Below are 11,598 nucleotides of genomic sequence, written 5' to 3' on the forward strand. Positions count from 1 at the left end.
TTTGCCTGACGACCATAGAGTTGTGGAACCACCTGATCCCTTGCCGAACTCAGAAGTGAAACGCAACATCGCCGATGGTAGTGTGGGGATTCCCCATGTGAGAGTAGGTCATCGTCAGGCTTCTAAATAAAAGAAAGGGCCACCCATTTGGGTGGCCCTTTTTTTATTTGGGATACGGTGAATTACTGTTTACTACCAAGCAGTGCGTAGCACTGCCATGTGAAAGCCCATGCTCCGAAGGAGCAAAGGCTAGGGCGCCGCAGGCGTCGCGCAGCGATGGCGAGCGCAGCTTGACACCCAGTGTAGGTCATCGTTGTCGAGGTTCACTGCGGAACTTGATCAAACACACCAGCCTACCGATGACCTGCTCTCACATGTCGGAGCCTGTTTGCAGGTGAGCGAATTCTTCGTAAATGTATCGAGATTGGAATGGCGGGACGAAATAGCCTCGCTGCCACCTGCCCGAGGCCGGACTGATCACATCGGCTACGCCGATGTGCCCCTGCGGGCGCCTGGCGGCGTCCCAACTGCTGGCGCAGTTGGTCGAACCGAGTGCCGGGCTCGCCGGCTTCCAGTACCAAACAAAAAAGCCCTGACTGCTCGCGCAATCAGGGCTTTTTTGTTTGGTACCAGAGGCCGGACTCGAACCGGCACGCTTTTAAGGGCGGGGGATTTTGAATCCCCTGTGTCTACCAATTTCACCACTCTGGCAGTTCCTTTAACCGCCATAAAGGTCGGTCAGGAAAGGACGATGATTATAGCGATGAGTTGTGGATGGTCAACCAAATTTGGCTGCGGAAGTGGTTTCCGTTACTCTTCGCGGCCGATTGATTAATGCCTAGACTGAAGTGATGCAACGCCAGGACTTTTATTTCGATTTACCCGAATCGCTGATCGCGAAAGCGCCGACTGCGGAGCGCCGTGGCAGTCGCCTTTTGTGTCTGGATGGCACAACCGGGGCTCTGGGGCACCGCCAATTTGCGGAGTTACCGGACCTGATTGCGCCTGGGGATTTGCTGGTATTCAACGATACCCGGGTGATTCCGGCACGCCTTTTTGGGCAGAAGGCGAGTGGCGGCAAGCTTGAGATTCTCATCGAGCGCGTGCTCGACGAACATCGTGCACTGGCACATATCCGCTCCAGTAAATCGCCGAAGCCTGGCAGTGAAATTTTTCTCGAGGACGGCTCGCGTCTCTCAATGGTTGCGCGCCACGATGCGCTGTTCGAATTGGAGTTTCCCGCAGAAGGTGTGCTCCCTGTACTCGAGCGTCAGGGGCATATGCCCTTGCCGCCGTATATCGATCGTGAAGATACGGAAACGGACAAAGAGCGCTACCAGACGGTTTACAGTCGCAACGCGGGTGCAGTAGCGGCGCCGACCGCCGGTCTGCATTTTGATGACGAGATGATTCAGTCGTTGCGGGACAAGGGTGTAGATACGGCGTTCGTCACCCTGCATGTGGGCGCCGGCACCTTCCAGCCGGTGCGTGTGGATGATATCAACACCCACAAGATGCACAGTGAAATACTGGATGTGTCTGCCGAGGTGTGTGATGCGGTGAAAGCCTGCCGTGCTCGGGGTGGCAAGGTGATTGCCGTTGGTACAACCAGTGTACGTGCGCTGGAAAGTGCTGCGGCGAGCGGTCAGCTCAAACCGACTCAGGGCGAGACCGAGATCTTCATTTATCCCGGCTATGACTTCCGTGTGGTGGATCGCTTGATCACCAATTTCCATTTGCCGGAATCGACCCTGCTGATGCTGGTGAGTGCGTTTGCCGGTTACAACAACGCGATGAATGCCTACCGACAGGCGGTTGCTGAAGAGTATCGTTTCTTCAGTTATGGCGACGCGATGCTTATCGAGCGCAACCCGGCGGTAGATCCCGCCGAAGTGGGCGCTGGGCAAGCGGACGACTGAGTTCGCACAGAGTTTGAATCAAGTGGTTTTGGATGAGGAGAATGCCTTGAGCCGCGAATGTTTTATGAAGTTTGAGCTGGATACCACCGACGGCAAGGCCCGTCGGGGGCGGCTGCATTTCCCTCGTGGCACGGTGGAAACCCCGGCATTTATGCCTGTTGGAACCTATGGCACCGTAAAAGGGATGCTGCCGCGTGATGTTGAGGACATTGGTGCTCACATCATTCTCGGTAATACCTTCCACCTGATGCTGCGACCGGGTACCGAGGTGATCAAGGCCCACGGTAGCCTGCACGAGTTTATGCAGTGGAAGGGCCCGATCCTCACCGATTCCGGCGGCTTCCAGGTATTCAGCCTTGGCAAGATGCGCAAGATCAGCGAGGAGGGGGTTTCCTTCAAGTCGCCGGTGGATGGCAGCCCGGTATTTGTTGGGCCGGAGGAGTCGATGCAGGTACAGAAGGACTTGGGTTCCGACGTGGTGATGATCTTTGACGAGTGCACCCCGTATCCGGCGACGCCGGACGAAGCACGCAAGTCCATGGAGCTGTCCCTGCGCTGGGCCAAGCGCTCCAAAGGTGCACATGGGGATAACCCGTCGGCGCTGTTTGGCATTGTGCAGGGCGGCATGTATCCCGAGTTACGTGATGTGTCCCTTGCGGGGCTTACCGACATTGGCTTTGATGGCTACGCTATTGGCGGACTCTCCGTAGGTGAGCCAAAAGAGGAGATGATCAAGGTACTGGATCATCTCGCGCACAAGATGCCGGCGGACAAGCCGCGCTATCTGATGGGTGTGGGTAAACCGGAAGATCTGGTGGAGGGCGTGCGCCGGGGTGTGGATATGTTTGATTGCGTGATGCCCACACGCAATGCCCGCAATGGACACCTGTTCACCTTTGAGGGTGTGGTCAAGATACGCAATGCCAAACACCGTCACGATACTGGACCACTCGAGGAAGGATGCGATTGCTACACCTGTGAGAACTTCTCCCGCAGCTATCTGCACCACCTGGACAAATGCGGCGAGATTCTCGGTTCCCAGCTGAATACGATCCACAACCTGCGGCACTATCAGCGCCTGATGCAGCGGCTACGGGATGCCATTGCCGCCGGTACCCTCGAGGAGTATGTGGCGTCTTTCTATGCCGGATTGGGGCGTCCGGTGCCTCCGCTGGATTAATTTGCCGGGCGGCAATTTGTGCCACCTGATGATCCCCGTATAATCAGCTCGCAATTCTGTACGGTAGCGCTCGCGCCTTGTATTTGGGCGCGGGGGCCGCATATCGTTAGTTACCAAAAAAACGTGCCCGACAACGGGCCATTCCAACAATGAGAACAGCATGAATCGCTTCCCCCTCTGGAAATATATCCTGATTCTGATCATCGTCGGATTGGGGCTGCTGTACGCGTCCCCGAATCTGTATCGCCCGGATCCGGCCGTACAGATCTCCGGTCAGTCCAGCGCCCTGAAAATTGATCAGAATGTACTCAGTGAAGCCCAGAAAGCCTTGGATGACGCGGGAATCGCGTATTTTGGCGGCGAGGTGCAGGACAAGTCTGTACTGCTTCGCCTGAAGTCTATCGAAGAGCAGCTGCCAGCCAAGCGTGCTATTCAAGAGGCACTCGGTCACAGCGATTACGTGGTGGCCCTAAACCTGGCGCCCACCACCCCCGAATGGTTGAGCAAGCTGGGCGCGAGCCCGATGAAGCTGGGTCTCGACCTGGCCGGTGGTGTGCACTTCCTGATGGAAGTGGATACCAACTCCATCGTTAAAACCAATATGGAAGGCTATGTTTCCGATGTGAAGTCCAAGCTGCGTGCGGCCAAAGCGCGCTACCGCAGCGTGGAGTTGGAAAACGATCGCGAAATTGTGGCCCGTTTCCGCAGTGATGAGTTGCGCACCCTGGGTATGCGTACCCTGCGCAGTGAGTTTCCCACCCTGCAGCTGACCGAAGCCGGCGGCGGCAGCAATCTCGAGATCCGTGCGACCCTGGCCGACCAGGAAATCAAGCAACTCGAAGACTATGCGGTTACCCAGAACCTCACCACCCTGCGCAATCGTGTGAACGAGCTGGGTGTGGCGGAGCCGATCGTACAGCGTCAGGGCCGTAACCGTATCGTGGTAGAGCTGCCAGGTGTTCAGGACACCGCGGAAGCCAAGCGTATCATCGGTAAGACCGCCAACCTGGAATACCGTATGGAAGCGCGCCAGGATGCCCTGGTCACCAATAAAGAGTATTTCGAATTCCGTAACGAGCAGGAGCGCGCGGCCTACGGTGGTGCCTGGCTGGAACGCAAGCTCATTATTTCTGGTGAGCGCGTTACCGATGCACGGGTTGGTTACGATGAGAGTGGCTTCCCGCAGGTAAACATTACCCTGGACTCTCGCGGCGGTGAATTGATGCACCGCGCTACCTGGAAAAACGTTGGCCGCCGGATGGGTACGCTGTTCGTAGAGAGCCGCTTTACCCCGGAGACGCAAGTCGACGCAGAAGGCAATGAAGTCACCGTTCAGGTGCGTACCGATGACAAGAAAATCATCAGTCTCGCTACCGTACAGAGTCCGCTCGGCCGTCAGTTCCGTACCACTGGTCTCGGAAGCCCTGCGGAAGCGCAGGAGTTGGCACTGCTGCTGCGTTCCGGTGCACTCGCTGCCCCCATGTACTTTGTGGAAGAGCGTGTAATTGGCCCATCTCTGGGTGCGGATAACATCAAGGTCGGCGTGACCTCGGTGCAAATCGGCCTGGCGGCGGTGGTGCTGTGTATGCTGATCTTCTACCGGGTATTTGGCCTGGCAGCGAATATCGCCCTGGCAACCAACCTGATCCTGCTTGTTGCGGTGATGTCTATTCTGGGCGCCACCCTGACCCTGCCGGGTATTGCGGGTATGGTACTGACCATCGGTATGGCGGTGGATGCCAACGTGTTGATCTTCTCGAGGATACGGGAGGAGTTGCGCAATGGCCTACCGCCACAGTCAGCCATTAATGCGGGCTTCGACAACGCCTACAGCGCCATTGTCGACGCCAACCTCACCACCCTGATTGTTGCGGTCATCCTGTACGCCATTGGCTCCGGGCCGGTTCAGGGCTTCGCGGTAACCTTGTCGATCGGTATTCTGACTTCCATGTTCAGTGCCATCATGGGTACCCGCGCGTTGATCAACCTGTTCTACGGCGGCCGCCGTGTTCAGAAATTGTGGATTTAAGGGGACGGTGATGAGCAGTAATACCAAAGAAGAGAACGGAAAAATCACCGAGTACATGGGCAAGCGCGTGTACGATTTCATGCGCTGGCGCAAAGTTGCCGCAGCCATGTCTTTTGTCCTGGTGATCGCATCGGTGATTGCACTGGCGATGAATGGCCTGAAGCTCGGTCTGGACTTTACCGGTGGTACCCAGATTGAAGTGGGTTATCAGAATGCCCCGCAGATTGCCGACGTGCGTAGCCAGCTGCTGCAAGCCGGCTATGAAGGTGCCGAGGTGGTGCGCTTTGGCTCCGACAGTGAGCTGCTGATCAAGCTGCCACCGGAAGTTGCACAGAAACAGACGCAACAGAACGCCCGTGATGCGGAAGCAACCAACTCCATTGGCGATAAGGTTGTTGGCGTGCTGCGCCAGGGTAGTGATGGCCGCGTCGACCTGCGCCGTGTGGAAATGGTGGGGCCGAAGATTGGTGAAGAGCTGCGTGACGATGGTGGCTTGGGCATGCTGTTCGCGTTGGCAGTGGTGATGGCGTACGTGGCCCTGCGTTTCCAGTACAAGTTCGCCATTGGTGCGGTGGTCGCCTTGATCCACGACGTGATTATTGTGCTTGGCTTCTTCGCGATCCTGCAGCTCGACTTTGACTTAACCGTGCTGGCGGCGGTGCTGGCGGTGATTGGTTACTCGATTAACGACACCATCGTAGTGTATGACCGCATACGTGAGAACTTCCGCAAGGTTCGTCAGGCGGAGCCTGCCGAGGTAATTAATATCTCCATGAGCCAGACGCTAAGCCGTACCTTTATGACGTCCTTCACCACTTTGCTGGTGCTCTGGGCTCTGCAGTTCTTCGGTGGTGAGTTGATCCACAACTTCTCCCTGGCACTGATTGTCGGTGTGATTATCGGTACCTTCTCTTCTGTGTACGTTGCCGCGAATACCTTGATGGCGATGAACATCAGCAAGGAAGACCTGATGCCGCCGGTGAAAGAGGGTGCAGATCTGGACGAGATGCCGTAATTCATCGAAAACGGCAGACAAAAATCAGATCAAAAAAGGCGGGTATGACCCGCCTTTTTTGTGCCTGCGATTTCGTGCTGGACCGATCTCATGTGATTGATGTGAATCAATCAGTCAGCCTACCACCGCAGTTAATCTGTGCCCGTCCACTGAGCTGAGCGGGCTCGCTGGATCGAAATAATTAATTTGGGATTCTGGAGAAACTCATGAAGTTAATCGCCGCTGCGGCCACCCTCTTACTTTCTGCTCCTGTATTTGCGTATGAATCCGGTAGCGTGTTGCTGCGTGCGGGCGCGGCCACGGTTAGCCCAGATGTCAGCTCATCGGCGCTCGCGTTATCCGGGACCGCTTTAGAAGGGACGGCTGCGGGGGTGAAGGACGGTTCCGCACTGGGAATCACCGCGACCTACATGTGGCGGGATCACTGGGGAATTGAGTTGGTTGCGGCAAGTCCATTTAGCCACGACTTGAAGGTCACCGGTTTGGGGGAAAGCTTCGATTTGGGCGAGACCCGTCATCTGCCGCCAACTGTGTTGCTGCAGTATTACCCACTGGCGCCATCCTCCAAGGTACAGCCCTATGTCGGCGCCGGTTTGAATTACACGGTGTTCTTCGAGGAAGCGATTAGCTCCCAGGCAGACAGCGTGTTCGCCACTCTGGGGGCGACCGATGGAGCCGACCTTTCGCTAAAAAACTCTACGGGTGTCGCGCTGGAAGCGGGTGTTGATTTTACTTTTGGTGCAGATCAGCGCTGGTTGTTTAATGTGGCGGTTTTCTGGATGGACATCGATACTAAGGCCACTGTCGAGGTGCCTGGCGTGGGTAAAATTACCGCGGATGTTGAACTGGACCCGCTGGTGACCATGGCGGGATTGGGGTACCGGTTCTAGACCGGACCGTCAGAAACACGCGGAAGAATCTAAACAGAAGAGCCTTCAGAGAAGAAACTCAAGATAAGAAGCTTATGATCAGCCAGCTCCTGCGAGGAGCTGGCGTGACGAGAAATCGTCGACGGCCTGTTGGCCTTCTGAATAGTAAAGGCGAGCGGTAGGATTAGCTGCGTGGCTTTTTGCCCAGGGTGATGTGCTTGGGGCCTGAGGTATTGGTTTGGCCGCTCACACCCTTGGGTACTTGCTCAATTTGGCCGCCATTGGCCAGGAAGGCCTGTACCTGGGCTTCGATGGCTTCGCGCGACTCTGTAGAAACAGTTTCCTTACTGCGTTTGTTAGCGCTAGATGCTTTTTTAGCCACTATTCTTTCCACTTTTTATGCATGAACGGCAGATAATACCGCATTTTGTGCAAAAAATCACCCGCCAGTACACTCGTCTGTTTAAATGGTGTACGAAGCGGCTAAGTCTGCTACAGCTTTCCTTGCCCCAGAAACGATAAAGGCCTGATTTCTCAGGCCTTTTTCTCGGTTACTTGGGACTACTCCGCTATTGCTCAGGGGCAGTTGCCCTGTTCGTAATAGCCCGGTCCGGTTTCAGCCAAGGTGGTGGTGACAAAGGTGTTGTACAGGCCGAGGTTGTCGCCAGAGCCGAGTGCATAGACGTAGCCGCCACTGGTGGTTGCGCGCCCTGCCGTCACATGGCTGTAGTTACTGGCGGTGTACTCGGTACATGCATGGTCGCCGCCGCCACTGCTGCCACTGCCGCCACTAGAGCTGCTGGAGCTGCTGGAGGAGCTGCTACTCGAAGAGCTGCTGCCGCCGGAACTACCGCTGCCGCCAGAACTGCTGGAGGAACTGCTGCTCGAAGAACTGCTGCTCGAAGAACTGCTGCCGCCCGAGCTGCTGCCACCGGTGGAACATGCTTGCTGAGGCCCGGTGCACGAGGCATCGTTGTCCTGCCACTGGCACATGCCACCACCCACGGACTTCTCATCCAGGCGGAATGCGGCGGTGCTGTACTCCAGATAACAGTTGGCGTAGTTGGTGTAGTCCAGGCGTGTTGCGGCAATGTGCTCATCCAGAGTGGCGGTAACGCCGGCATCGGCGACGAAGCTTACGCTGGCACTGCTGCTGAGACCGCTCATGTCGGATGCGGTTACGGTGGCGCTGCCCTGGCCGCCGGGCAGACTGCACTGCTGGCCGGAGAAGGTCGTACCTGTTACGGCAGCGGGGATACTGCCATTGCTGAAGGCAATGCTCACGGTATCCAGATCCAAGTTCTGATCGATCACGGTACCGGTTACGGTGACACACTGGCCATCTACCGTTGCTGCCAAGTCACTGAGTTCGGGAGCGGTAGGAGGAGGCGCAGGGCCGACACGAACCGTGGATACGTAGCTTTCGCTTGCCGCACCCTCGTTGTCCGTTGCCGAAATGGATACCTCGTAAAGCCCGTCCACCAGAGTCGCGCTGCTCAGGGAAAAATAACCACTGGCATCAACAGTGCCATTTACGGAGTCACTGGCGGGACCCTCAAAAGTGGCGTCAACACTGCTCACACTGCCTTCCGCGTCGATTGCAGTACCGCTCACCGTGATCAGGCTGCCGCTGGACGCAGCAGTAATGTTACTGAGCTCCGGCCCCTGGTTGCGATCTACCCGCTGGTTGTTTTCGGCAAAGTACTGGCCGAGATAGCGGCCGTAATTGATTCCGTTGCCGTTCACATAGCTACCGCTAGCGCCCTGGCCGCCGGACCAGGCGTGATCCACACCATTCAGCCACAGCATGGATACTCTTGAGTCCTGCCACAGGGTTTCCGCGGCGGTGCGTCCATTGTCGCTATAGGTATTGGTGCCAGACAATTCGCTAACGCCATAGACGCCGGCCATGCCTTCGGCATTTTGCCGGTTGTAGCAGTCGTCGACGGTAGTGTCGCTGGTGCCGTGGGCGATAGAAGCTATTTGGGTGTCGAAGTGGCTCGCATAACTTCCGGCATAGGAATTACAGCGGCTGGTGACGTTGGCGGTCTCACAACTGCCGATGGCGCCATTGGAGCTGGTGCCAATACTGGGGCCGGCGCTAATGCCCATGCCGGCGAAGATATCCGGGGCGATACACGCGGTGGTGTTGGCAAATGCAGCACCGGATGACAGGCCCGCGATATACACCTGGTCGGGGTCGATGTTGCGCGCGGCATCGCCGGTCATGGTGTTGGCCAGATGGATCAGGTTGGCATAGTCACCTGCGGTGCGGGAGCGGATACCTTCCCAGTAAGACCAGCAGCTGAAACCGGCTTTATTTACCGCGTCTGGAACGGCAACCACCATGCCGTATTCTTCTGCGGCGTCCTCGAGGTTAGCGGTCAGGTAGGCATCAATAGACTGGGTGCAGCCGTGCAGTACCACCAGCAGGGATTTTCCGTTGCCGATGGGAGATACAGAATCGGGGGTATAGATGTGGACTCGATTAAAGCCGCCGATGGCGACGTTCTGCTGCCAGCTTCCGGCATCGACCGCACTGGCGCCCAACAGCATGGACAGGCCCAGGCTCGCGCCCAGGAGTTTTCTCTCTTTTGTTATTGTCATCGCTTTCACCTTTATATTTTTATAGGAAGCGATACGAGACTAGCGGGGCCCCATAACAGTGCATATGCGACTTAGGTATTGGTTGGCAGCTAGTTTTGCTTCGGTGAGCGGGCAGGGTTGAAGAGAGTGGCGGCGGGAAAGACCGGGGCGCAGAAAGCGCCCCGCTGGTAGTGGGTTATTCTGGCTGAACGCGCTGATTGTTTTCCGAAAAATACTTGCCCAGGTAGCGGGCATAGCTCACACCGTCCGCGCTGATGAAGCGACCCTCGGCGCCTTCGCCGCCCGCCCAGGCGTGTCCCACATCGTTCAGCCAAACCATAGACACGCGTCCGTCTTCCCACAGGGTTTCGCTCGCGGTGCGTTCACCTTCTGTGTAGGTGTTGGTTCCCTGGATCTTTTTCACCCCGTAAACCTCTGCCATGCCTTCCGCGTTTTGGGCGTTGTAGCAGTGATCCACTGTGGCGTCTTCGGTGCCGTGTGCCACGGACGTGATCTGGGTAGCGAAATGGTTTTTGAATTCTCCCGCATAGGTGGCGCAGCGATTTGCCACATCGGCCGTCTCACAGAAACCGAGAGCGCCCTTGGGGCTGGTACCAATACTGGGGCCGGCACTGATGCCCATACCGGCGAACACATCAGGTGCGAGACAGGCGGTGGTGTTGGCAAAAACGGCACCGGAGGAGACGCCGGCAATGTATACCTGGTTGGGGTCGATGCCATGCTCACCGTCACCACTCAGGGTCGTGGCCAGTTCAATCAGGTTCTTGTAGTCCCCCGCGGTGCGGGAGCGGTCGCCCTGCCAGTAGGACCAGCAGCTAAAGCCGGCCTTGTTTGCCGCGTCAGGTAGTGCGATCACCATGCCGAATTCATCGGCGGCGCGCTCGAGGTTGGCACCCAGATAGTTGTCGATGGGCTGCACGCATCCATGCAATAGCACCAGCAATGCGCGGCCATGGCCGATGGGGGAGGTGGTTTCGGGGGTGTAGACGTGTACGCTTTCGAATCCGCCAATCGCCACATCTTTTTGCCAGGCGCCGGCGGTTGCGTTGCCCGCGCTTAATAGCAGGGACAGCCCGAACGGCGCTGCCAGATACTTGCCGAGGGAGGAAATGTTCATCGTGCTCACCGTAATTTCGTTGGTAGCGCTCCAGCCTAGCGGCGGGATTTTACCGGCGACATACGACTAAGGTATGAGGTGTGGTGAGCCGGCGACAGCGGTTGCTCAGGTGTCGGCTGCGTCGCCTTCTTCACCGGCGTCTTCATTGCCGTCGACAGCGTCGACGGGCGCATCGGCCAGCGGCCAGCCGCCCAGGTCGCGCCAGCGATTGACGATGCCACAGAAGAGCTCGGCGGTTTTCTCCGCATCGTATTCCGCGGAGTGGGCGCTGCTGTTGTCGAAGGGGATCCCGGCGGTCTGACAGGCCTTGGCTAACACGGTTTGGCCATAGGCAAGCCCGGCCAGAGTTGCGGTATCCAGGCACGAGAAGGGGTGAAATGGGTTGCGCTTCAGACCACAGCGCGCCACCGCAGCATTGATAAACCCGAGGTCGAAGTGGGCATTGTGCGCAACCATGATCGCGCGGGTGCAGCTGTGTGCCTTGATGGCGCGACGGATATGCCGGAACAGCTCAGGCAGGGCGATCTCCTCGGGCCAAGCGTCGCGGTCCGGCGAATCCAGGTCCACGCCGATAAAGTCCAGCGCGGACTGTTCGATATTGGCGCCTTCAAAGGGCTCGATATGGAAGCTGTGGGTCTCTTCCGCGAACAGGGTGCCGGATTCATCCATATTCAGGATGACCGCGGAAACTTCCAGCAGGGCATCGGTGCGGGCGTTAAAGCCCGCCGTTTCCAGATCCAGGACAATCGGAAGGAATCCCCGGAATCGTTGTGCCAGGAGGCTTTTGGGTCCGGTGGGCGTTTCTGCTGGTGTCACGGGAGTCCTGAAGTCTTAATCAATCACAAAATAGCGGCGGCAACCG

9 protein-coding genes, 1 tRNA gene and 1 rRNA gene are annotated in these 11,598 nt (G+C 57.3%); 6 read left to right on the forward strand and 5 right to left on the reverse strand.

From position 1 onward, the window contains the following. Positions 1 to 4 precede the first annotated feature (4 nt). Positions 5 to 120: ribosomal RNA gene (gene rrf, locus KUV22_RS16860) — 5S ribosomal RNA — on the forward strand. A 504-nt stretch (positions 121 to 624) separates the two neighbouring features. Here the strand turns inward: rrf and KUV22_RS16865 are convergent. After that, a tRNA-Leu gene (locus KUV22_RS16865) sits at positions 625 to 711 on the reverse strand. 140 nt (positions 712 to 851) lie between these two features. On the opposite strand from KUV22_RS16865, the gene queA reads away from it, so the two are divergent. The 5 genes from queA (at position 852) to KUV22_RS16890 (ending at position 7,033) form a co-directional block, all read left to right on the forward strand. Then, complete coding sequence (gene queA / locus KUV22_RS16870; RefSeq protein WP_222232951.1) at positions 852 to 1,919, forward strand: tRNA preQ1(34) S-adenosylmethionine ribosyltransferase-isomerase QueA; 1,068 nt, start codon at positions 852 to 854, stop codon at positions 1,917 to 1,919. Positions 1,920 to 1,983: 64 nt separating this feature from the next. Next, the gene (gene tgt, locus KUV22_RS16875) at positions 1,984 to 3,099 is read left to right on the forward strand and encodes a tRNA guanosine(34) transglycosylase Tgt (RefSeq protein WP_315857573.1); all 1,116 of its coding nucleotides are present in this window, start codon (positions 1,984 to 1,986) and stop codon (positions 3,097 to 3,099) included. A gap of 160 nt (positions 3,100 to 3,259) precedes the next feature. Beyond that, a complete protein-coding gene (secD, locus tag KUV22_RS16880) occupies positions 3,260 to 5,128 on the forward strand; it encodes a protein translocase subunit SecD (RefSeq protein WP_222232953.1) in 1,869 nt (622 codons plus the stop codon). A gap of 10 nt (positions 5,129 to 5,138) precedes the next feature. Next, positions 5,139 to 6,143, forward strand: coding sequence for a protein translocase subunit SecF (secF, locus tag KUV22_RS16885; RefSeq protein ID WP_261319674.1), 1,005 nt, complete (start codon positions 5,139 to 5,141; stop codon positions 6,141 to 6,143). Positions 6,144 to 6,349: 206 nt separating this feature from the next. Then, positions 6,350 to 7,033, forward strand: coding sequence for an OmpW/AlkL family protein (locus KUV22_RS16890; RefSeq protein WP_222232954.1), 684 nt, complete (start codon positions 6,350 to 6,352; stop codon positions 7,031 to 7,033). Between the two features lie 163 nt (positions 7,034 to 7,196). On the opposite strand, the gene KUV22_RS16895 is transcribed toward KUV22_RS16890, so the two are convergent. From KUV22_RS16895 to rnt, 4 genes are all read right to left on the reverse strand, one after another. Next, positions 7,197 to 7,394 carry a hypothetical protein gene (locus tag KUV22_RS16895; RefSeq protein WP_222232955.1) on the reverse strand — a complete coding sequence of 66 codons (198 nt, stop codon included), beginning with the start codon at positions 7,392 to 7,394 and terminating at the stop codon, positions 7,197 to 7,199. 194 nt (positions 7,395 to 7,588) lie between these two features. After that, the gene (locus tag KUV22_RS16900; RefSeq protein WP_222232956.1) at positions 7,589 to 9,619 is read right to left on the reverse strand and encodes an extracellular catalytic domain type 1 short-chain-length polyhydroxyalkanoate depolymerase; all 2,031 of its coding nucleotides are present in this window, start codon (positions 9,617 to 9,619) and stop codon (positions 7,589 to 7,591) included. A gap of 175 nt (positions 9,620 to 9,794) precedes the next feature. Then, on the reverse strand, positions 9,795 to 10,736 hold the full coding sequence (locus KUV22_RS16905) for an extracellular catalytic domain type 1 short-chain-length polyhydroxyalkanoate depolymerase (protein ID WP_222232957.1): 942 nt from the start codon (positions 10,734 to 10,736) through the stop codon (positions 9,795 to 9,797). Positions 10,737 to 10,841: 105 nt separating this feature from the next. Next, positions 10,842 to 11,552 (reverse strand): ribonuclease T, encoded by a 711-nt coding sequence (gene rnt / locus KUV22_RS16910; RefSeq protein WP_222232958.1) that lies wholly within the window; start codon positions 11,550 to 11,552, stop codon positions 10,842 to 10,844. Between the last annotated feature and the right edge of the window lie 46 nt (positions 11,553 to 11,598).

Source organism: Microbulbifer agarilyticus (genome assembly GCF_019800665.1).
Lineage (GTDB): Bacteria > Pseudomonadota > Gammaproteobacteria > Pseudomonadales > Cellvibrionaceae > Microbulbifer > Microbulbifer agarilyticus_C.